This is a genomic window from Nibrella saemangeumensis (assembly GCF_039541915.1).
GTDB classification, from domain to species: Bacteria; Bacteroidota; Bacteroidia; order Cytophagales; family Spirosomataceae; genus Nibrella; species Nibrella saemangeumensis.
The window spans coordinates 179,987-201,677 of the sequence record NZ_BAABHD010000084.1 but is presented as its reverse complement, the minus strand read 5'-3'; the positions used below and the strand labels follow the sequence as shown (position 1 = coordinate 201,677).

16 protein-coding genes are annotated in these 21,691 nt (G+C 55.9%); 14 read left to right on the top strand and 2 right to left on the bottom strand.

The genetic code is table 11. The features are described from left to right. Nucleotides 1-353 precede the first annotated feature (353 nt). Genes ABD949_RS28560 through ABD949_RS28540 form a run of 5 tightly spaced genes read left to right on the top strand, consistent with a single transcriptional unit; the run spans nucleotide 354 to nucleotide 5,686 of the window. On the top strand, nucleotides 354-1,448 hold the full coding sequence (locus ABD949_RS28560) for an isocitrate/isopropylmalate dehydrogenase family protein (protein ID WP_345249582.1): 1,095 nt from the start codon (nucleotides 354-356) through the stop codon (nucleotides 1,446-1,448). Beyond that, the gene (locus tag ABD949_RS28555) at nucleotides 1,411-2,097 is read left to right on the top strand and encodes a cyclase family protein (protein WP_345249580.1); all 687 of its coding nucleotides are present in this window, start codon (nucleotides 1,411-1,413) and stop codon (nucleotides 2,095-2,097) included. Before ABD949_RS28560 ends, ABD949_RS28555 begins: the two co-directional genes overlap by 38 nt. Continuing rightward, the gene (locus ABD949_RS28550; protein WP_345249578.1) at nucleotides 2,042-3,403 is read left to right on the top strand and encodes a four-carbon acid sugar kinase family protein; all 1,362 of its coding nucleotides are present in this window, start codon (nucleotides 2,042-2,044) and stop codon (nucleotides 3,401-3,403) included. Before ABD949_RS28555 ends, ABD949_RS28550 begins: the two co-directional genes overlap by 56 nt. Before the next feature lie 4 nt (nucleotides 3,404-3,407). Further along, entirely contained in the window at nucleotides 3,408-4,664 is a 1,257-nt protein-coding gene (locus tag ABD949_RS28545; RefSeq protein WP_345249575.1) for an MFS transporter, read from the top strand. Further along, a complete protein-coding gene (locus ABD949_RS28540; protein ID WP_345249573.1) occupies nucleotides 4,661-5,686 on the top strand; it encodes a Gfo/Idh/MocA family protein in 1,026 nt (341 codons plus the stop codon). Before ABD949_RS28545 ends, ABD949_RS28540 begins: the two co-directional genes overlap by 4 nt. Before the next feature lie 11 nt (nucleotides 5,687-5,697). On the opposite strand, the gene ABD949_RS28535 is transcribed toward ABD949_RS28540, so the two are convergent. Further along, a complete protein-coding gene (locus ABD949_RS28535) occupies nucleotides 5,698-6,735 on the bottom strand; it encodes a serine hydrolase domain-containing protein (RefSeq protein ID WP_345249571.1) in 1,038 nt (345 codons plus the stop codon). Between the two features lie 156 nt (nucleotides 6,736-6,891). Next, nucleotides 6,892-8,133 (bottom strand): PQQ-dependent sugar dehydrogenase, encoded by a 1,242-nt coding sequence (locus ABD949_RS28530; protein WP_345249569.1) that lies wholly within the window; start codon nucleotides 8,131-8,133, stop codon nucleotides 6,892-6,894. A 233-nt stretch (nucleotides 8,134-8,366) separates the two neighbouring features. Here ABD949_RS28530 and ABD949_RS28525 point away from each other — a divergent pair, with 233 nt between their 5' ends. The 9 genes from ABD949_RS28525 (at nucleotide 8,367) to ABD949_RS28485 (ending at nucleotide 21,586) form a co-directional block, all read left to right on the top strand. After that, nucleotides 8,367-9,329: a CvpA family protein gene (locus tag ABD949_RS28525; protein WP_345249567.1), complete on the top strand. Its 963-nt coding sequence runs from the start codon at nucleotides 8,367-8,369 to the stop codon at nucleotides 9,327-9,329. A 109-nt stretch (nucleotides 9,330-9,438) separates the two neighbouring features. Further along, entirely contained in the window at nucleotides 9,439-10,008 is a 570-nt protein-coding gene (locus tag ABD949_RS28520) for a hypothetical protein (RefSeq protein ID WP_345249565.1), read from the top strand. 25 nt (nucleotides 10,009-10,033) lie between these two features. Continuing rightward, nucleotides 10,034-12,115 (top strand): cation:proton antiporter, encoded by a 2,082-nt coding sequence (locus ABD949_RS28515; protein WP_345249563.1) that lies wholly within the window; start codon nucleotides 10,034-10,036, stop codon nucleotides 12,113-12,115. A gap of 3 nt (nucleotides 12,116-12,118) precedes the next feature. Next, nucleotides 12,119-13,075, top strand: coding sequence for a UTP--glucose-1-phosphate uridylyltransferase (locus ABD949_RS28510; RefSeq protein ID WP_345249561.1), 957 nt, complete (start codon nucleotides 12,119-12,121; stop codon nucleotides 13,073-13,075). 24 nt (nucleotides 13,076-13,099) lie between these two features. Then, nucleotides 13,100-16,435, top strand: a complete 3,336-nt coding sequence (locus ABD949_RS28505) for a UTP--glucose-1-phosphate uridylyltransferase (RefSeq protein WP_345249559.1) — start codon at nucleotides 13,100-13,102, stop codon at nucleotides 16,433-16,435. A gap of 67 nt (nucleotides 16,436-16,502) precedes the next feature. Next, the gene (locus ABD949_RS28500; protein WP_345249557.1) at nucleotides 16,503-18,770 is read left to right on the top strand and encodes an NADP-dependent malic enzyme; all 2,268 of its coding nucleotides are present in this window, start codon (nucleotides 16,503-16,505) and stop codon (nucleotides 18,768-18,770) included. Between the two features lie 120 nt (nucleotides 18,771-18,890). After that, entirely contained in the window at nucleotides 18,891-19,871 is a 981-nt protein-coding gene (gene trpS / locus ABD949_RS28495) for a tryptophan--tRNA ligase (protein ID WP_345249555.1), read from the top strand. A gap of 89 nt (nucleotides 19,872-19,960) precedes the next feature. After that, nucleotides 19,961-20,554: a phosphatase PAP2 family protein gene (locus tag ABD949_RS28490; RefSeq protein WP_345249553.1), complete on the top strand. Its 594-nt coding sequence runs from the start codon at nucleotides 19,961-19,963 to the stop codon at nucleotides 20,552-20,554. Nucleotides 20,555-20,644: 90 nt separating this feature from the next. Next, nucleotides 20,645-21,586, top strand: a complete 942-nt coding sequence (locus ABD949_RS28485) for a ribose-phosphate pyrophosphokinase (RefSeq protein ID WP_345249551.1) — start codon at nucleotides 20,645-20,647, stop codon at nucleotides 21,584-21,586. Nucleotides 21,587-21,691: the final 105 nt, after the last annotated feature.

Below are 21,691 nucleotides of genomic sequence, written 5' to 3'. Positions count from 1 at the left end.
CTGTGAGAAGACTCAAAACTAAGCACTTAGCTCACTTGTCCAATTTTATGAAAAAGCCTTGTGTTGGGAAGCAAACTCGTGGAGCGGGGTTCCAGTTAGGACCATCCGCAGCCCTTTGAAAAGTACAAATCTATTGGTAACACGACAGCCTGACCAATACAGGTCTTACTCAGCGAATAACCATACAGAAGCATTTCAAAAAAAAGTCGCAAAGGTCCTCGCAAAGGTTTGCGGATTTTTATTCTCCAGCTTGTTTGGAAGAGTTCGTTTAATCAGCATCCTTTCGGGGATGAATTTCTCAACACGTAACTATACAGGTAGTCCAATCATTAAATAACACAAACAATCAGGTAATGAACCGTTACAAAATTGCGGCAATTCACGGCGATGGCGTTGGCCATGAGATCGTGCCGGTAGGGTTAGAGGTGCTGCGTATGGCAGCCGGCCGCTTTGGCTTTGAGTTAGACGTTACGCATTTCCCATGGGGTGCCGGCTATTATATGGAAAACGGCGACTTTCTGGCCGCCGACGGACTGGAGCAACTGAAGCAGTTTGATGCCATTTACTTTGGGGCCGTTGGCCTGCCGGATGTCGACGATACCCTGCCGGCAATGAAGTTCACCTTTAAGGTACGTACCGCCTTTCAGCAGTACGTCAACTACCGGCCCGTCAGGCTGCTGGATGGGCTGGAAAGTCCGCTCCGCTATAAGGCCCAGGCGGATATTGACTTTGTCGTTATTCGCGAAAACAACGAGGGAGAGTTTGTGCAGAACGGTAAAATCCTGTACGCCGATCAGCCTTATGGCCTGGCTACCGACACCAGCGTGTTTACCCGCCAGGGCATCGAGCGGATAGCCCATTACTCCTTTCAGCTTGCCCGCCGGCGCCGGCACAAAGTGACCAACGTTACCAAGTCAAACACACTGATCCACTCCCTGGCGTACTGGGACCGCGTGATCGGGGAAGTAGCGGCCCAGTATCCGGATGTGACGTACCAGAAAATGTACGTAGATGCCGCTTCTGCTAATTTTGTGCTGAAACCGGAGATTTTCGACGTCGTGCTGACCACCAACATGATCGGTGATATTCTCTCCGACCTGGGTGGGGCGCTGATGGGCAGCCTGGGGTTAGGCTCCAGCGGGAACATTAACCCGGAAAAAAACTTTCCGTCCATGTTTGAACCCATTCACGGTTCGGCACCCGATATTGCCGGTAAAGGAATCGCCAATCCTATCGGCCAGATCTGGTCAGGCGCCCTGATGCTCGAACACCTGGGCGAAAAAGCGGCTGCCGACGCTATTCTGTCGGCGATCAACGCCGTTACCGCCCAGGGCCTGCGGACAGCCGATCTGAAAGGCTCGGCCACGACCCAGGAAATTGGCCAGGCTGTTGTGGCCCAATTAACTACGTATGAAGTTCATCGATCTAACGGTTACGTACCAGCCTGATATGCCCGGTGTGCGCTGGGAACCAGCGAGAACCCTAGAGCGTGACGGCTGGAATGCCACCACTTTACACCTATACTCGCATGCCGGTACCCATATGGACGCTCCGCTCCATTTTGGGGTCAGTGCGGTTACTATTGATCAACTGCCGTTGGAGCAGTGCATCGGGCCGGCCTGGGTGCTGCACCTGCCCGCTACCAAACCTAGCGAACGGATCACGGTCGCCCACCTGGGCGACCTGGCCGACCGCATCCAGCCCGGCGACGGGGTACTGATCCACACGGACTGGAGCCGGCGAATCGGGACACCTTCGTACCGGGATGACTTACCGCGCATTGGTGAAGACCTGGCGCTGTGGCTGGTCGAAAAGAAAGTCAGGACGCTGGGTGTGGAGCCTCCTTCGGTCGCCGACGTCAACAATCTGCCCGAAGTTACCCGGATTCACCAGATCCTGCTGGGCGGCAGTGTAATTATTATTGAAGGCCTCTGCAACCTCGATCAGATCCGGCAGGAGCAGGTCATCCTGATTGCGCTACCGCTTAAATACGCGGGTGGAGATGGCGCCCCCGCCCGGGTAGTAGCGGTAGAGACAGACCATGAAGCAACACTATGGCGAACCAGAACGCCTGAAAACGGGGAAAATAATGGGTAACGACGTAACGATTGTTGTCCTGGACGATGACCCTACCGGCACCCAGACGGTGCATGGTATTTCGGTGCTTACCCGTTGGGAAACGCCGTTGCTGCGGGAGCAGTTTAAGGCCGGAGTGCCCCTTTTTTACATCCTGACCAACTCCCGAAGCCTGCCTGAACCAGCGGCCAGGGCGCTCGCCACCGACATCGGGCAGGCCATCCGGCAGGCGGCTGCGGACACGGGGCGGCAGGTGCTGCTCATCAGCCGCAGCGATTCAACCCTGCGCGGGCATTTTCCCGCCGAAGTGGATGCTCTGGCCGAAGCCGCAGGGCTGGACGATCCGCTGATTGTACTGGCCCCGGCCTTCATTGAGGGGGGACGCATTACCGAGGATGACATTCACTATATCGAGGAAAACGGCCACCGCACACCCGTATCGGAGACCCCCTTTGCCCGCGACCCGGCTTTTGCGTACCAGCACGCTAACCTGCGTGACTGGGTGCTGGAAAAGTCGAAAGGCAGCATTGCCCCGGATGCAATCATCAGCCTGAGTCTCGACGCCATCCGCACCAAACCGACGGCCGAACTGGCCAGCGATATTCTAAGTCAACCACAGGCCAGCATCCTGGTCATCAACGCTTTGACGTACGAAGACCTCGAAGCCGTTTCTAAGGTGCTGTGGACCGTGCGGAAATCGGGCCGGACGATCCTGCTGCGGTCAGCAGCCTCTATTGTGCGCACGCTGGCCGGTCTGTCTCCGAAACCGTTGCTGACAAAAGGCGACCTGCTGAACGGCCAATCCCGCACGGGTGGGCTCATTATTGCCGGCTCATTCGTCCCTAAAACAACGCAGCAATTAGCCTACCTGAACGAGCATAGTCCGTTGCCGGTCCTGGAGGTCAACGTCGCGGACGCCCTGACGGATTCGCCTGCCTGCTCTGCCCGGATTGTCCGGGAAGTGGACGCTTATCTGGAGCAGGGACAGACGGTGCTGGTCCAGTCCGAGCGACAACTGGTCACCGGCGATCGGCCCGAAGAAAGTCTGGCGATCGGTCAACGCGTATCGGGCACCCTCGTCGATATCGTAAAAGGCCTTCGGGTACTGCCTTCGTTCATCATTGCCAAAGGAGGCATTACGTCCAGCGACCTGGCCACCAAAGGCATGGGGGTTCGGGTGGCTCGGGTAATAGGGCAGATAATACCGGGGGTGCCGGTCTGGGAGGCCGAGCCCGGCAATCGGTTCCACGGCATCCCCTACGTGGTCTTTCCCGGTAATGTAGGGGATGAAAAGGCCCTGGTCGACGTATTACACAAGTTACAGTAGGGCCATGTTCCGATATTTTATCATTTTCTGCACCTTTCTGCTGGCGTTATTGCTGTACATCGACCGGATCTGTATTTCGGTAGCCAAGGCCCCCATTGTCGCGGACTTACAACTGACCGAGCAGCAGATGGGGTGGGTCTTATCGTCCTTCGCCCTCGGGTATGCTCTGCTCCAGACGCCTTCGGGCCGGCTGGTCGACCGGTTCGGTCCCCGGCGGGTCCTGTCCGGCATCGTTACCTTCTGGTCGCTGCTGACGGCACTCACCGGCTATGCCTGGAACTACGTATCCCTGCTCATCATCCGGTTTGCGTTTGGGGCCGGTGAAGCCGGTGCCTTTCCCGGTATGGCCAGGGCTACCCTCTCGTGGATACCCATGCAGGAACGGGGTCTGGTTACCGGCATCAACTTTTCGGGCTCCCGCTTTGGCGCGGCTTTTGCCCTGCCCGGAGCCGCCTGGCTGATTCAGGCCTACGGCTGGCGAACGGCCTTTCTGATGCTGGGGGTTGTCGGCATCGGCTGGGCGGTGGCCTGGTGGCTGCTGTTCCGGGATGATCCCCAACAGCACCGGCTGCTGTCCCGTCCGGAGAAGGATCACATTCTGGCCCACCGGCAGCAACTGGAGCCCGTTCAGCTTCAGACGGAGCCGTCGGACCGGGTATTGCAAAAGCCGGAGGTATGGTTTGCCATGGGGCAATACTTCTGTTCGAACTTCACGTTTTTCTTTGCGCTGACCTGGCTGTATCCGCATATCCAGGAGAAGTTTTCGCTGGGGGCGGTCGATGCCGGCTGGCTGGGCTCCATTCCCCTGCTGGCGGGCGCCTTTGGCAACTGGTTTTCCGGCTGGCTGGTCGATACCTTATACCGAAAGGGCCACGTAAACTCCCGGGTTATACCGGCGGCCATTGGTTTTTTCCTCTCGGCGCTCGGGCTGTTACTCAGCGTCTGGCAGGAATCCGTCGGCGGAGCGGTATTTTTCCTGTCCATCGCTATTTTCGGGGCCGATATGACCTTACCGCCTTCGTGGGCGTTCTGCCTGGATATCGGCAAGGAACGGGCCGGTGAGGTATCGGGCACCATGAATATGGCCGGCAACCTGGGCTCGTTTGTCACCGGGCTGGCTTTCCCTTACCTGAAGGGCTGGACCGGCAGTGTCACGCCTTTTTTCTTTGTGGGCGCTATCCTGAACCTGCTGGCCGCTTTCCTTTGGCTGCGAAACAGGCGCACCCAGCCTACCAACATGGACGTAGCCATTAACGCATGAGCAACCAACGCAGGGGCTTACTCATTGGAGCCGGGTATTTCAGCCAGTTTCATATCGAAGCCTGGCAGCGTATACCCGAAATAACCATTACCGGAGTCTGTGACCAGAACGCCGGGGCAGCCGACGCATTCGCCCGGCAGTGGAATCTCCCCAACGCCTATGAAGACATTCAGGAAGCACTAGAGGCCGGGCAGCCCGATTTTGTCGACATCATCACCCCACCTGCTACGCACAAAGCCCTTGTGGAGGAAGCGGCCCGCCGGGGCATCGCCATCATCTGCCAGAAGCCCCTGGCGCCCACGCAGGAAGAAGCCAGGGCCCTTGTAGCCATCGCCGAACAGCAGGGTGTGCCTTTTATGGTGCATGAGAACTTCCGCTTTCAGCCCTGGCACCGGGAACTGAAAAAACTGCTGGACAGCGGCATCGTGGGCTCCCGGATCTTTTCCCTTTACTGGCGCCTGCGGATGGGCGACGGCTGGCAGGCCGACGCCTACCTGGCGCGTCAGCCCTACTTTCGCGACTACCAACGGCTGCTGATTTATGAAACCGGAATTCACCTGATCGATACGCTGCGCTACCTGACCGGCAGCGAGGTAACCGATGTGTTTGCCCGGCTGCACCAGCGCAACCCCGACATTCAGGGGGAAGACAGCGGCCTTGTCGTCCTGAGTTTCAGGGGCGGAGCCGATGCGGTGCTGGACATGAGCCGATACAACGAAAACCGGCACGAAACCCCACGCTATACCTTTGCCGAACTCCTGACCATTGATGCCGAGGGCGGCACCCTGCGCCTTTTCGCCGATGGCAGCATTGAGGTTCAGCCGCTGGGGAAACCCGCCTACCCCCACGCCTATACCCACCGGAACCACGGCTTCGCGGGCGATTGCGTCTTTTTCTGTCAGCGCCATTTTGTTGACGCCTGGTTAGCCAACACCCCGTTTGAAACCAGTGGCGCTGATTACCTGAAAAACATAACCATCCAGGAGGCCATTTATCACCAGACACCACCTTACCGGATGTAGCCGGCTTTTTCTTATAATTGATTGACTATTTTGATCAGCGTCTGGAATAGAATTCGTGGGCTGCTGATCTGGTTGACGGTACCCGTAATAAAAACATCTTTCTCCGGAATATAAAAAGCGGCCGTGCCTACCGAGCCGCAGTGGCCTACCATATCCGGAACTGGCCTGAACGGCGAAAACAGCCAGGGGGTATAGAATTTCTGAATACCGATACCATACTTGAACGGAAAGAAAATACGGTTCCATTGTTCAAGCGCCTGAAGGCTTTCTTTGGGGTAAAAGTAGCCTTCAAAGAATGCCCTCAGAAAGACCATCAGATCCTGCGCCGTGGAAATAATATCGTATTGGGCGGAGGCAAAGTACTGAGGAATGCTGACGGGCGCATTTTTTACATAAAAAGCGGTAAAGGGTCTCTCGTCACCCAGTCTGAACACGAAGGTGTTTTTCATCGCCAGTTCCTCAAACAGGTCGGTCAGAATCGTATCCAGGGACTTCCCGATAACGTTTTCCAGAATTCTGCCCAGTAGTCGGAAATTGGTGTTGCCGTATCTGGCCTTACCCGGCTGCCCCGGCCGGAACCTGGTTTTCATCTTCTTCACCTGAGCAACCACCTGCTCAGTCGACCAGGCCTGGTCATTGCCCTGCAACAGCCCATCCATAACCTTAGGGCCATCGGGCCGCTTATCGATCAGGTAGCAGGGCAAGCCGGAGGTTTGGGTAAGGAGATGGTGGACCGTGATTTCCCCGGAGTAATCCTGACCCTGGTAGATATGCAGTCCGTCCATCAGATCGGCCGGCAGGTACTGGGCAATTCTGTCCGTAAACCGAAGTTCATTATCCCGGATCAGCCGAAGCGTTACCGCCGAAAGCATAAGTTTGTTGATACTCGCAATGTAAAAGCGTGCTTCCGGTTCCAGGTTTCCGGAAGCACTGCTCAAGGTGAGGGAGCCGTCTGAAGTACTTACCTGAAAAGAGGCTCCGTAAATAAATGGGTTGGCTACCGTTTCTTCAACGATCCGGTCGAGGGTGGACTGACTCAGCGTTCTCATTTGGCTATGGGTGGACAGTATGTGCGTTATTATCTTTTTCCGTAAAGGAGTTGGTCAAAGGTATACGCAGCGGCACTGCCAGTCCACCCGGTCTTACCCAGGCAGCCATTTGGCCGGAAGAAAGAGCCTTTTGGGGCGATGAACCTGAACTATCAGTTACTTTTTACCGATCCTATACAACCGCCCCTCGTCGGTGATGGCGTACAGCGCACCGTCTGTGCCCTCCGTTACGGCGCGGAAGCGCTGTTGCTGGTCGGCCACTAAGCGTTCCTCACCGACCACCCACCGGCCGTCGAGCACCAGGCGGGCGATGTGGTGGCTGTTCAGGCCGCCGATAAACAGGTTGTTCTGCCACTCGGGTATGGCATTGCTGCGGTAAAAAGTCATACCGCTGGGGGACAGCACCGGGTCCCAGAAATACACGGGCTGTTCCAGGCCTTCTTTCTGGGTTATCGCATTTCCAATTTTATCGTCGTTGTATTCGATGCCGTAGGTGATGACCGGCCAGCCGTAGTTTTTACCGGGCTCCACGGCGTTCAGTTCATCACCGCCCTGGGGGCCCATCTCCGCGATCCATAACGCACCGGTCTGGGGGTGAAAATCGATGCTCTGGATATTTCGGTGCCCCATGGAGTAAATCTCCGCTTTAGCCCCGGACTGGCCGGCAAACGGGCCGCCCGGCGCCGGTTGCCCTTCTTTGGTCAAACGCAAGACCTTACCCAGCGACGACGTTACGTCCTGAGCGTGCTTGCGCCGTTCCGGTTCGTACCGGTCAGCGGTCGTCACGTACAGATTACCCGCTTTGTCAAAGGCCAGCCGGCTGCCGTAGTGTTTATCGCCCTCATAGGCCGGCGTAGCGCGGTAAATTACGCGGACGTTGTCCAGGCGCCGGCCATCTGCCGACAACACGCCTTTGGCCACGGCGGTCAGGTTCAGGTTTCCTCCAGCCTGCTGTTCGGTAAAGGTCCAGTACACCGTCCGGTTCGAGCCGAAATCCGGATCGAGGGTTACGCCAAGCAGCCCGCCCTGTCCTTTGTCAACAACCGCCGGTACGCCCGCAATCTTATCGCTCACCTGACCGTCTGCGCTGACAATGCGCATGGTTCCTGCTTTTTCGGTAATCAGGAAACGGCCATCCGGCATGGCGGCAATACCCCAGGGCTTAGCTAGTTTATCGGTGATAACGCGGGCCTCATAGGGCGTGGTGGTCTGGACGCCGGGAGCCCGAAATTGTCCCGCAAAGGCCGGTTTATAGCCGGCATCCTGCGGCCGGGTTTCAACCGGCTTTCCGGGAGTTTCATTGCCAACCGCTTCTTCTTTGCTGGCATCGTTGGTACCAGTATTGCACGCACTAAAGAGCGTGACCATGCCTGCCAGAACAACTGCAACTGATTTCATAACGTCTGGTTTTAGAATGATGGATCTAGTTATCATCCTTGTAGCAACAGACAGTTAAACCTTGTTGTTCAAGTATTTACAAATGGCAAGGCATACGTATGACGGTTTGCTATATGATTTTACCAGCAACTACCCCCTGATACAGGGCGGGATACTCGAAAAACCGGCCACCCGTAAACCCTCCCCAACTCCCGGCAGTTTCCCTTTTAAGCACTACCCAAACGAAACTGGTTATGAGTTTAACGTTCATCGACATCCTCCTCATCCTGATTGTCTTAATGTCGGTGTGGGGCGGTTGGCAGAAAGGGTTTATACTGGGTATTATTGATCTGTTGTCTCTGGTAGCCGGCCTGCTGATTGCCCTGTATCTGTACCAGTTTCTGGCCGATTTTCTCGGAAAACACGTCCCGTCGCTGGGTGTCTGGACGCTGCCGGTGTCGTTTCTGCTGACGCTGATGATGGCCCGCATTGTGCTGTCGTCCATTACCAGCCGGGCCTTGCGCGATGTTTCGATGGAAACCCACGCCCACGGCTTCAACCGGTTTCTGGGCATGATTCCCGGCTTGATCATGGGCGTCATCTACGCATCGTTTGCCGCGGCCCTGCTGATGGCTCTGCCGCTCACCGACGCCCTGACCGAAAGTAGCCGCAACAGCGTGCTGGCCGGCCGGCTGACCCAACCGGTCGAATGGCTGGAAAGCAAACTGGCCCCGGTTTTTGAAGGAGCCATTGGGCGGTCGCTGAACAACATGACGGTGGAGCCCTCCTCGGACAAATCCGTTACGCTTCCCTATAAAGTGGAGGCCCCTAAAGTCCGGGCTGACCTGGAAGCCCGGATGCTGGAACTCGTTAATGAGGAACGGTTGAAAGAAGGGTTGAAACCGCTGAAGGCCGATCCTGAGTTAGCGGTGGTGGCCCGGAACCACTCCCGTGATATGTTTGCCCGTGGGTATTTTGCCCATATTACGCCCGATGGCAAAGACCCATTCGACCGGATACGCGCAGCCAGGGTACGGTTCCTGACCGCCGGTGAGAATCTGGCGCTGGCGCAGACGGTCAGCATCGCCCATACCGGGCTGATGAACTCCCCCGGCCACCGGGCCAATATCCTGCGGCCGGCCTTCGGGCGTGTGGGCATCGGTATCCTCGACGGCGGAGTTTATGGGCTGATGGTTACCCAAAACTTTCGGAATTAGCTAGTTTAGACGTTAGATAATGGACGCTGGACGGTAGAGTTTTGTACATTGATTCAATTCTTTTAGTCTACGACCCACTCAATCATTCAATCACTCATTCATTCAATTAATGAAGACCCTCTATTTTTTATTACTCATTATGGTTACCTTTTCGGGTTGCCGGCTCCGGGAACGGGAAAGAGAATTGGAACGACGCACCACTGAGCTTAACCAGAAAGAGCAGCAACTGACCCTGCGGGAACAACAGCTGAACCAAAAAGAGGAAGAGCTGACCAAACGGGAAAAAGCCCTGACCAGCCCGGCCGATTCCACCCAGGACTCTACCGTCGTGTATAACCCCAACCTTGTCGGCCGCTGGTCGGTCCAGATGCGCTGCACCGAAACCTCCTGTGAAGGCTCGGCAGTGGGCGACACCCGGTCGTTGCAGTGGATCATCAGCTACAAAGACAACATGGTGTTTGTGCAGGCGCTGGAAAACAACCGGCTGGTGCGGGTATACACCGGTACCTTTCAGGAGGGGGCGCTACAACTTACGGCCCAGCAGGACCCATCGGCGGCTAATACCCGCATGACGGTGCGGTTACAGTTTAAAACCGCCAACACCATGGAAGGGCAGCGCGAAATTACGCGGGAAGGCAACTGCCGGATTATTTACGCGGTAGGGCTTACTAAGTTGTAGTGCGTCAAACTCTCTTTTTGAAACCATGATCCTTACAACCGAGCTGGATTTTTCGCTGCCGCTCAGCAATCCGGTCATCATATTTTCGCTGGTTCTGTTTATCATTCTCTTTGCGCCCATCCTGTTCAACCGGCTCAGGATCCCGCACATTATCGGGCTCATTATTTCGGGCATTCTGATCGGTCCCTACGGGCTCAACCTGCTCCGGCGCGACAGCAGCATCGTGCTGTTCGGGACGGTCGGATTGCTGTACATCATGTTTCTGGCCGGGCTGGAGATCGACCTGGAGGAGTTCCGCAAAAGCCGGAACAAAATCCTGGTTTTCGGCCTGTACACGTTTCTGATTCCGATGGGCATGGGTACTTTGACCGCGCATTACCTGCTGGGTTATACCCTGATGACATCCATGCTGGTCGGCAGTATGTTTGCCTCGCATACCCTGCTGGCGTACTCCATTGCCAGCCGCTACGGAGTTACCCGCAACCGGGCCGTCACACTGACCATCGGCGGCACCATGATCACCGATATTCTGGCGCTGCTGGTGCTGGCCGTAATCGTCGGCATGACCAAAGGCGATATCAGTTCGGCGTTCTGGCTCCGGCTCGTCGTCTCGTTCCTGATCTTTGCGGGTATCGTGCTCTTTGTGTTTCCGCTCATTGCCCGCTGGTTCTTCAAGAAATTCGACGACAATATCTCGCAGTATATTTTTGTGCTGGCGCTGGTGTTTCTGGGGGCGTTTCTGGCCGAAGCCGCCGGCATGGAGGCCGTTATCGGGGCGTTCCTGTCGGGGCTGGCCCTCAACCGCTTTATTCCCCATTCGTCTCCGCTGATGAACCGGATCGATTTTGTCGGGAATGCGTTGTTTATCCCGTTCTTTCTGATTGGCGTCGGCATGCTGGTCGATATCCGGGTGCTGTTCAACGGAATCGGGGCGCTCAAGGTAGCGGGCCTGATGATTGTGGTGGCTGTTGTATCGAAATTCCTGGCCGCCTGGGTAACCCAAAAGACATTCCAGCTGAGCAATGAGGAGCGTCAGCTTATGTTTGGCCTGAGCACCGCCCGGGCGGCCGCTACGCTGGCCGTCGTGCTGGTCGGGTATAATATCATTATTGGGGAGACAGCCACGGGTGATCCCATCCGCCTGCTGAACGAGGACATCCTGAACGGGACCATCCTGATGATTCTGGTCACCTGCACCATCAGTTCCTTTTCGGTGGAGAAGGCCTCCAGCCGCATTGCGCTCTTGAACGAAGAGGCCGAAACCGAGACGGCCGAGCCCTCCGAAAAAATCATGATCTCGCTGGCGTACCCGGATACCGTTACCGATCTGGTTAACCTGGGCCTGATGCTGAAACCCCGCAAGAGCGACATTTCCCTGTACGCCCTGCACATTGTCAACGAAGAAGATAACCAGAACGGCCGCGCGTCGGGCAAAAAGATGCTGGACCTGGCCATCAGACACGCGGCCGCTACCGACAACGAACTGATTCCACTCACCCGCTTCGACGTCAACATCAGTAACGGCATTATCTATACCATTAAAGAGCAGAATATCACCGACGTGGTGATTGGCCTGCACCACAACGCCGGCGACAATGAGTTCTTTGGCCCCATTGCCGAGCAGATTCTGAAACGCGTACCGGAAACTATCTACATCTACAGAACCATTCAGCCGCTCAACACGCTGCAGCGCATGGTGATTGCGGTTCCGCCTAAAGCCGAGCTGGAACCGGGCTTTCTGCACTGGTTCGATAAACTAACCAACCTGGCCAAGGAAGCCGGACTCGACCTGCTGTTCTACGCGCATCCGGACACCATCCGGCATTTGGATAAGATTACCCAGCGAAGCACCAGCGCGCTGCGGGTAACGTTCCGGAAATTTATAAATTGGAGCGATTTTCTAATTCTGGGCCGGGAAATCAAGCAAAACGATTTGTTTGTGATCGTCTCCTCCCGCAAAGGCCACCCGTCGTACAACGCGCAGCTCGATAAGCTGCCGTACTACCTGACCAATTATTTTGAGAGCAGCAGTTTTATCATTCTCTACCCCAAACAGCTGGAAACCAGCCTGAACGTAGACCTTTTTAATATCATCCCGTCTCATTAATCCATGCGAGTAAAAAAAGCCGTCATTACCGCAGCCGCCCGGGGCGAACGTCTCTATCCGGTGGCCGATACCATACAGAAAGCCATGCTGCCCGTCATCGATACCGATGGCCTGCATAAACCCGTTATTCAGATTATTGCCGAAGAAGCCTTTGCCAGCGGCATCGAAGAAATCTGCGTGGTCTGCGCCCCCGGCGATGGCGAGCGTTATCTCAGCGCGTTTACCTCCCTCCGTGACAACCTGGTCAAATCTTTCAGAAGTGTTGACTGGGCCAAAGACGAAGCGGATAAAATTGACTACCTGATGCGGCAGATCCACTTTGCCGAACAGCGTGAGCCGTTGGGCTACGGCCATGCCGTGTACTGTGCCCGCGAGTTTGTCAATAACGAGCCGTTTCTGCTGCTGCTGGGCGACTACCTGTACGTGTCCAACCTGGCGCAGAAACGCTGTGCGGCCCAATTGATCGATCTGGCTACCCAGGAAAACTGTTCGGTTTCGGCCGTCAACCCGACCATCGAACACCAGATTGGCCGCTACGGCACGCTGACCGGTAAGCACCTGCCGAATAGAGCGGGCGTATACCAGATCAACCGCATCATCGAAAAACCCTCGCTGAGCGTGGCTGAACTGGAGTTGCAGACGCCGGGCTTGCGGGTGGGGTACTACCTCTGTTTCTTCGGGATGCACGTGTTTACGCCCGTGGTGTTCGACATGCTGCAAAAATACATGGAGCAGAACGGTACCAACATCCTGCTCACCCCTACCCTGCAGGAACTGGCCGAAACCGAAAAATACCTGGCGCTGGAGGTAAAAGGCAACCGCTACGACCTGAGCCGGCGGCACGGACTGCTACGCGCGCAGATTGCGCTGGGACTGGCGGGTGAAGCCCACGACGAGACCCTATCGATGATGGTCGAACTGCTGGCTGAAGCCAATACCCGCAGCGCCCGTCTGGTTTAAATACGTACCTTTCTGTAGCCACCCATGAATGTTTTCATAGAGACGATCACCTCAACCGATTCCGAAAAACGCAACCGATCCTTTTTTGAACTAAGCCGGAGTTTTAGTGCCAGAGAGTTGTTAGTTGCCCTGCGCGAACTGGATCGCTTCCGGGAGACAACGCCCAACCTGTACGAAAAAGTCCGGGCCATTCTCTTCCTGTATGCCGGGTACCGGTTTTTCCTGATGGAGGCTAAAGAAACGCCTACCACCGGAAAGATTCCGTACGCCGGATTCGAGGACCTGCTCACCCGACGCTTTGAACAGGCTATTGATATCTTCTACCACGAACTGGATACGAAGGGACCGAATGCGACCCTGTTCAGCGCGCTGGCCGATGGTTACCATCACCTGTCGTTCCAGATTCTGGCGGATCAGGTGCGGAAGAGTGTGCGTTCCAGCAAAGGCAACCAGTGGATGTTCCGGGTCGGGCACCAGGACGAGCACCCGATCCATATTCATCCCCGGCTGCTCCAGCGCACGGAACATTCGCTGTTCTATCCCATTCTGCACGAACAGACCTCCGTACGGATGGACCTGACCCATAGCGGCTGGTCCGATATTTTCTTTCTGGGTATGGATTATCCCGAAGGCGCACGGGTCATCAATATATCCATTGATCTGGGGGTGTTTGGCCGCGACAAAGATATCCAACCACCCTTGCATTGTTATGTTCGGGTTATTACGGAGCCGGTGCTGCGCCTGACCAGCGTCGACCTGAACACCACCAAAGACATTCACGACCTGGACGACCTGTTCAACTTCGGTAACGATTACCTGAGTCTGGTCAAGGCCGGGGTAATTGCATCGGGCCTGATACCGCCCTCGTTTGAAGGGACCAACCAGTCGCTGCCCGACATTCTGGCCCGGATAGTAGCGCCCGGTATGGGCATTGAACTGGTCACCAAAGTCAACGACATTCCCAAGGGCTCCCGCTTTGCGGTTTCCACCAACCTGCTGGGCTCCATTATCAGCCTGCTGATGCGGGCGACGGGGCAAACCCAGAACCTGGAAGGCGGATTGGAAGAAAGCGAGCGACGGCTGGTAGCCTCCCGCGCCATCCTGGGCGAATGGATTGGTGGTTCCGGTGGTGGTTGGCAGGACTCGGGTGGGGTCTGGCCGGGGGTTAAAGCCATTCAGGGTATGCTGGCGCAGGAGGGCGATCCGGAATTTGGCACCAGCCGGGGAGCGCTGCTACCCCGCCACCGCGTCCTGCAGAACGGGGCCGTGCATCCCGACTTTGCCGAGCAGATCATGCATTCGCTGGTGCTGATGCACGGTGGTATGGCGTCGAATGTGGGGCCGATCCTGGAGATGGTGACCGAAAAGTACCTGCTCCGGGGCGAAAAAGAGTGGGCCGCCCGCCAGCAGACCAACCAGATCTTCGACAATATTCTGGCCGCTATTCAGGAAGGCGACATTCGGAAACTGGGGGCCAATACGGCCCGCAACTGGGAATACCCGATCAAGACCATTATCCCCTGGGCATCGACATACTTTACCGAGCAGATCATCGCCAAAGCGAAAAAGGCGTTCGGCGACGACTATTACGGCTTCCTGATGCTTGGTGGTATGTCGGGTGGTGGTATGGGTATGTTTGTCAATCCGGAACGGAATGAGGAATACAAAACGCGGGTGCTGGAGATTCTGCGGACCACCAAAAACGAACTATCCGATTCGCTGCCGTTTGCCATGGAACCGGTGGTGTACAACTGGCGCATCAACCCCAGAGGTACCTGGGCGAACCTCCAGGAAGGCAGCGACGCGCTGATGCCTGAGCAGTACTACGGCATTCACGTATCGGAGCTGGTGCGGAAAGATCCGGCATCCATCCCCTACATCCGCCGGGCCGAAATTGATGTATTCACCACGTATTGTGCCAAGAATAACCTGGCCTATCCCCTGCTCCGTACGGTGGTCAGCAACCTCTTCAAGGTATCTGATCCGTCTACCCAAAGCAACCGGAGCGTGGAGAACGAAAAAGCGGAACGGATTAAAAAAGAGAACGGCTTCGATTATATCCAGCACGAAGAGATTCGGGAGGAACTGCAAAAAGGGCGAATCGGCCTGTCCCGTAACCGGCTGCCTGCCGAAAGCACTATCGAAGATGTACTGCCCGATGAACTGGCGCATCTGGACCAGCTGGTCTCTTCCATCAAAACCGGCGAGGACGCCATCCGCTCGGGCAAGATAGCGGTGATGAGCCTGGCCGCCGGGGTCGGCAGCCGCTGGACCAAAGGGGCCGGGGTGATCAAAGCCATTAATCCGTTTGTAGAAATCGACGGCATTCATCGCAGCTTTCTGGAAATCCACATGGCGAAGACCCGGAAAGTGGCCGAAAGCTACGGCTCCGTAATTCCGCACCTGGTAGCCACCAGTTACCTGACGCACGAGCCGATCCGCAAAAAGCTGGAACAGACCGGCAACTTTGGCTATGGCGGTCCGGCACTGCTATCGCCGGGGCGATCGATTGGTCAACGGTTTGTGCCGATGGAGCGGGACCTGCGGTTTATGTGGGAAGAAATGCCGCAGGAAACGTTGGACGAAAATAAACAGAAAGTCCGCGATGCCGTCCGCCAGACGCTCATTGGCTGGGCCAAATCAAAGGGCGAAGGCTCCGATTACACCGACAACATTGCCGCGCAACGCTTCTCCCCTCTCGGCCACTGGTACGAAGTCTCCAACCTGCTGCGCAACGGCACCCTGGCCCGCCTGTTAAGTGAGCAGCCGCAGGTCCAGACCCTGATGCTGCACAATATCGACACGCTCGGGGCTGATGTTAACCCCGCGGCTCTGGGCTATCACCTGGAGTCGGGCAATGTGCTGACGTTTGAGGTAGTGCCCCGGCGCATTGAGGATCGGGGTGGTGGACTGGCCAGGGTAAACGGCCACATCCGGCTACTGGAAGGTCTGGCTCAGCCCCGCGAGGAAGATGAACTCAACCTGAGCTACTACAACTCCATGACCACCTGGATACAGATTGACCCGCTGTTGCAGTTGTTCGGCCTCACCCGCGCCGATTTGCAGAAAGGCGATGAAGCCCAACTGGCCAGAGCCGTCCGCAACGTGGGGCACCGTATTCCTTCGTACGTAACCATTAAGGAAGTAAAATACCGTTGGGGGCACGGTCAGGAAGACATTTATCCGGTAGCGCAGATCGAGAAACTCTGGAGCGATATGTCGGCCCTGCCCGACATCCAATGCGGCTACATCGCCGTGCCCCGGTATCGCGGTCAGCAGATGAAAGACCCGGCGCAACTCGACTCCTGGGTCACCGACGGCAGCCGGGACTATGTAGCTTCGCTGTGTACATTTGCCTGATAACGGAAAGGCGGCAGGGCTTTTTTTCTTACCTTAGCGCGACTTTTCCAGCAACCAACAGAACCACATGGAGAAAAAGATCCGTCGCGAAGACGCCCTGGAATACCACGCCAAAGGGCGTCCCGGTAAGATTGAAGTCATTCCGACCAAAGAAACCAATACCCAGCGAGACCTTACCCTCGCCTATTCCCCCGGTGTAGCCGAACCCTGTCTGGAGATTGCCGCCAACGTCGAGGATGTGTATAAATATACCGCCAAAGGCAACCTGGTAGCCGTTATCAGCAATGGTACAGCCGTATTGGGTCTGGGCGATATCGGCCCCGAAGCCGGCAAGCCGGTAATGGAAGGCAAGGGCCTGCTGTTTAAGATATACGCCGATATCGACGTATTCGATATCGAACTAAATACCAAAGATGTTGATGAGTTTGTCCGGACCGTCAAAATTCTGGAACCGACCTTCGGCGGGGTAAATTTGGAGGACATCAAAGCGCCCGAATGCTTCGAGATCGAAGAGCGGCTCAAGAAAGAGCTGCACATTCCGGTGATGCACGACGACCAGCATGGTACGGCTATCATCAGCGCAGCCGCGCTACTGAATGCGCTGGAAATCGTCGGCAAAAAAATAGACGAAGTAAAGATTGTCGTGAATGGTGCCGGGGCGTCGGCTATTTCGTGTACGAAACTGTATGTATCGCTCGGGGCCAGCATCGAAAACATCGTAATGTGCGACAGCAAAGGCGTTATTCGCGCCGAACGCACCGACCTCGACGAGCGCAAGAGCTTGTTTGCGACCCACCGCGACCTCCACACGCTGGAAGAGGCCATGGTGGGCTGCGACGTGTTCATCGGTTTATCAAAAGGCAATGTCGTGTCGCAGGATATGGTCCGGTCGATGGCTAAAGACGCGATCGTGTTCGCCATGGCCAACCCCACGCCGGAAATCTCCTATCCGGAAGCTACGGAAGCCCGGCCGGACATCATCATGGCGACCGGCCGCTCCGATTACCCCAACCAGGTGAACAACGTACTCGGCTTCCCTTTCATTTTCCGGGGAGCGCTCGACGTGCGGGCTACCGAGATCAACGAGGCCATGAAGCTGGCCGCGGTACACGCCCTGGCCGATCTGGCAAAGAAAACCGTGCCGGATATTGTGAACCTCGCCTATGGCGAATCTAACCTGATGTTTGGCCGGGAATACATTATTCCCAAGCCGGTTGACCCGCGTTTGCTAACCACTGTAGCCCCAGCCGTTGCGAAAGCCGCCATGGAGTCGGGTGTGGCCAAGCACCCCATCACCGACTGGGAAGCCTACGAACTGCAACTCGCCCGCCGATTGGGACAGGACAATCAGATTTCGCGGGTGATCCTGAACAAGGCCAAGTCGAACCCGAAGCGCGTGGTCTTTGCTGATGCCGAAAATGTAAAGGTATTGAAGGCCGCGCAGCAGGTGCGGGACGAAGGCATCGCGTTCCCCATTCTGCTCGGCGAAATAGCTAAAGTCCGGCAGTTGATTGACGAGAACTCACTCGATTTAGGCAATATCCCCATTCTCGATCCGCGTGCACCGGAGCAGGAAGAACTGATTCAGCGCTTCGCCGATCTGTATTATGAAAAGCGTAGACGCAAAGGGGTAAACGCCACCGAAGCGCTGAAGACCATGTACTACCGCAACTACTTCGGGGCCATGATGGTCGAAACCGGCGAAGCCGATGCGCTGATCTCCGGTCTGACCCGCAACTACCCGGATACCATCCGGCCGGCCCTACAGGTGATTGGCCGGGAGTCGGGTATCCAGAAAGTGGCCGGTATGTATATTCTGCTTACCAAACGCGGCCCGCTGTTCTTCTCCGATACAACCGTCAACTTCAACCCGACAGCGGAAGAAGTGGTGGAAATCACCGAAATGACGGCCAAAGCGGTCGAGCGTTTTAACATCAAACCCCGCATTGCTCTGGTTTCCTACTCCAACTTCGGCAGTGCCAAGGGTGAAGATGCCCAGAAGATGAACCGGGCGGTAGAAATCCTGCAACAGAAGCACCCGGATATGATTGTCGACGGCGAAATCCAGGCGCACCTGGCCTTCGATACGGAACTGCTGCGGCAAAATCACCCGTTCAGCAAACTGGTCGACGAAGGTGCCAACACCCTGATCTTTCCAAACCTCTCAGCCAGCAACATCGCCTACAACCTGATGGGCGAAGCGGCCGGTTTCGACATCATCGGGCCCATCCTGCTCGGTATCCGCAAACCCGTGTACGTCCTCCAACTAGGCTCCTCCGAACGGGAGATTGTCAACATGGTAGCGATTGCCGTGGTGGAAGCACAGGGGAAATAAGTAATGAATCTAACTTTTGTCATTCCGAGGAACGAGGAACCTCGAACGCTACTAAGCAAGTAGAGTGTGAGATCCCTCGGCACCGGCCGCCCGGCTTCCTCGGGATGACAAAAACGCAATATGGCACGAATTTTAACAGGCATACAAAGCAGCGGGCGGCCCCATTTGGGTAATCTGCTGGGGGCGATTAAACCCGCCATTGATCTATCAAAACAGGCAGGCAACGAGTCGTTTTTATTCATTGCCGATCAACACTCACTGACGACGCTCAAGGATGGAGCCACGCGCCGGGAGTACACACGCGCCGTAGCGGCCACCTGGCTGGCTTTTGGACTGGATACGACGAAGAATACCTTCTGGCGGCAGTCGCGGGTACCAGAGCATACCGAACTGGCCTGGTACCTGAACTGCTTTACGCCGGTCCCCATGCTCATGAACGCGACTTCCTACAAGGATAAGGTCGAGAAGTTCGGCGAGCGGTCGGCGAGTGCCGGTTTGTTTACCTACCCGGTGTTACAGGCCGCCGACATCCTGCTGTACGATGCCAACATTGTGCCTGTCGGCAAAGACCAGCGGCAGCACCTGGAGATGACCCGTGATATTGCCAGTTCATTTAATCACGAGTATGGTACAGAGGTATTTGTCATCCCCGAAGCGCAGATCGACGAGCGGATCATGACTATTCCGGGTATCGACGGCCAGAAGATGAGTAAGTCGTACAACAACTACATCGACATCTTCCTGCCCGAAAACGAACTGAATAAAGTCATCAAGAAAATCCTGTCGGACTCTACTCCTCTTGAGGAGCCCAAGAACCCCGACACAGACATTACCTTCCAGCTCTACTCGCTGATGGCGGATGCCGGCCAGACCGAAGCCATGCGGCAAAAATACCTGGCCGGCGGCTACGGCTACGGCCACGCCAAAAAGGAACTGTACGAACTCATCATCACCCGCTTTGCCGCCGAACGCGAGCGCTTCAACTACTTCATGAGCAACGAAGAAGCCCTGGAAAACGAACTCCAGGCCGGCGAAGAAAAAGCCCGCGCCGTGGCAGGTGCGACGATCCGGCGGGTGAGGGAGGTGTTGGGATACAATTAAAGGTTGAATGATTTATTGATAGAATGATTGAATAAAAAAGGCAACGACCCCTATTCAATCATTCTATCATTCTACAATTCAATCATTCCATGAAGGACGCCCTCAACCAACTCGATACCGACCTGTTCCTATGGCTGAACGGCAACTATGCGCCGTGGCTCGACCCGGTTATGGTCTGGGTGACGCAGCGCAATAGCTGGATTCCGTTCTATGTGCTGCTGGTGGGTTGGCTGGCTTTCCGGTACCGAAAGCAGGCCATTGGTATAGTGCTGACGCTGGCGGCTGCCGTAGCCCTTAGTGACCAGACCGCTTCGGCGCTGCTGAAACCCCTCACCCTCCGGCTCCGCCCCTGCCACGTTCCCGAACTACAGCCGCTGATTCACCCCGTGCTGGAATGTGGCGGGCAGTATGGCTTTGCGTCGTCGCACGCAGCCAACAGCTTTGCGCTGGCCATGGGACTTTGGTTACTGATTGGTCGCCGACAGCCCTGGGTTAAGTGGGTATTCGGGTGGGCGCTGGTAGTGTCCTACAGCCGGATTTACGTGGGCGCTCATTATCCGCTCGATGTACTGGCCGGAGCAGGTATTGGCATAGGTATAGCTACGCTTTGCGTTGTGGTGTATACTGCGGTTCTGAAGAAAATGCGTTTCGGGTCCAGAAGAGATGTAAAATACCAAGAATAAGTAGTTATTTTTGAGTAATCCTACTGAACATGAATCGCTTACTGGCCAAAACGCCTATATTTTCGTACCTTTGCGCAAATTTTCGGCACAATGGCTTCGTTCAATCCGGTGAAGATTTTTTCGGGTAGTCAGTCGACTTACCTCGCCGAAAAAATCGCTCACTACTACGGTAAAGATCTTGGCGGGTACACCCTCCGCCGGTTCAGTGATGGTGAACTTTCCCCCAGTTTTGAAGAATCGGTGCGCGGTTGCGATGTGTTTATCATCCAGTCGACGTTCCCGCCTTCCGACAACCTGCTGGAACTGCTGCTCATGGTCGATGCCGCCCGCCGGGCGTCAGCGCACTATGTCACCGTCGTGATTCCGTACTTCGGTTACGCCCGTCAGGACCGGAAAGACAAACCCCGGGTGGCCATTGCCGCTAAGGTCGTTGCGAATATGCTGGCATCGGTTCACGCCGACCGGCTGATGACCATCGACCTGCATGCGGGCCAGATTCAGGGCTTCTTCGATTTTCCGGTGGATCACCTCGAAGGAACCTCGGTTTTTGTGCCGTATATCCGGAGCCTGCAGCTCGACAACCTGGTGATTGCGTCGCCGGACGTAGGCGGAGCCGCCCGCGCCCGGACGTTTGCCAAGCACTTCAATGCCGACATCGTATTGTGCGACAAGCACCGCAAACGGGCCAACGAAATTGCCTCGATGCAGGTAATCGGGGATGTTGAGGGAGCTAACGTCGTACTGATCGATGACCTAATCGATACGGGTGGTACGCTTTGCAAAGCGGCCCAGATCATCCGGGAGAAAGGAGCCAAATCGGTGCGGGCCGTGTGTACGCACCCGGTCATGTCGGGCAAGGCGCACGAAAACATCGCAAACTCGATGCTCGAAGAACTGGTGGTATCGGACACCATTCCCATGCGGGAAACCAATCCGAAAATTAAAGTGTTGTCGGTAGCTGAGCTGTTTGCCAAAGCGATCGGCCGCATCCGTGATCATGAATCTATTAGCTCACTTTTTATAAAATATTGAGTGATTGAATTTTGAATGATTGAATAAAAAGAACACGTTCCAAGCTATTCAATCATTCAATCATTCAATCATTCAATCATTCTGTCATTCAAAATTCAATCATTT

Excerpts from the sequence above, each read along its gene's own strand:
- ABD949_RS28485 (WP_345249551.1), top strand. The coding sequence starts at position 20,645 with ATGGCTTCGTTCAATCCGGTGAAGATTTTTTCGGGTAGTCAGTCGACT.
- trpS (WP_345249555.1), top strand. The coding sequence starts at position 18,891 with ATGGCACGAATTTTAACAGGCATACAAAGCAGCGGGCGGCCCCATTTG.
- ABD949_RS28490 (WP_345249553.1), top strand. The coding sequence starts at position 19,961 with ATGAAGGACGCCCTCAACCAACTCGATACCGACCTGTTCCTATGGCTG.
- ABD949_RS28555 (WP_345249580.1), top strand. The coding sequence starts at position 1,411 with ATGAAGTTCATCGATCTAACGGTTACGTACCAGCCTGATATGCCCGGT.
- ABD949_RS28540 (WP_345249573.1), top strand. The coding sequence starts at position 4,661 with ATGAGCAACCAACGCAGGGGCTTACTCATTGGAGCCGGGTATTTCAGC.
- ABD949_RS28550 (WP_345249578.1), top strand. The coding sequence starts at position 2,042 with ATGAAGCAACACTATGGCGAACCAGAACGCCTGAAAACGGGGAAAATA.
- ABD949_RS28535 (WP_345249571.1), bottom strand. The coding sequence starts at position 6,735 with ATGAGAACGCTGAGTCAGTCCACCCTCGACCGGATCGTTGAAGAAACG.
- ABD949_RS28505 (WP_345249559.1), top strand. The coding sequence starts at position 13,100 with ATGAATGTTTTCATAGAGACGATCACCTCAACCGATTCCGAAAAACGC.
- ABD949_RS28520 (WP_345249565.1), top strand. The coding sequence starts at position 9,439 with ATGAAGACCCTCTATTTTTTATTACTCATTATGGTTACCTTTTCGGGT.
- ABD949_RS28560 (WP_345249582.1), top strand. The coding sequence starts at position 354 with ATGAACCGTTACAAAATTGCGGCAATTCACGGCGATGGCGTTGGCCAT.
- ABD949_RS28500 (WP_345249557.1), top strand. The coding sequence starts at position 16,503 with ATGGAGAAAAAGATCCGTCGCGAAGACGCCCTGGAATACCACGCCAAA.
- ABD949_RS28515 (WP_345249563.1), top strand. The coding sequence starts at position 10,034 with ATGATCCTTACAACCGAGCTGGATTTTTCGCTGCCGCTCAGCAATCCG.
- ABD949_RS28545 (WP_345249575.1), top strand. The coding sequence starts at position 3,408 with ATGTTCCGATATTTTATCATTTTCTGCACCTTTCTGCTGGCGTTATTG.
- ABD949_RS28525 (WP_345249567.1), top strand. The coding sequence starts at position 8,367 with ATGAGTTTAACGTTCATCGACATCCTCCTCATCCTGATTGTCTTAATG.
- ABD949_RS28510 (WP_345249561.1), top strand. The coding sequence starts at position 12,119 with ATGCGAGTAAAAAAAGCCGTCATTACCGCAGCCGCCCGGGGCGAACGT.
- ABD949_RS28530 (WP_345249569.1), bottom strand. The coding sequence starts at position 8,133 with ATGAAATCAGTTGCAGTTGTTCTGGCAGGCATGGTCACGCTCTTTAGT.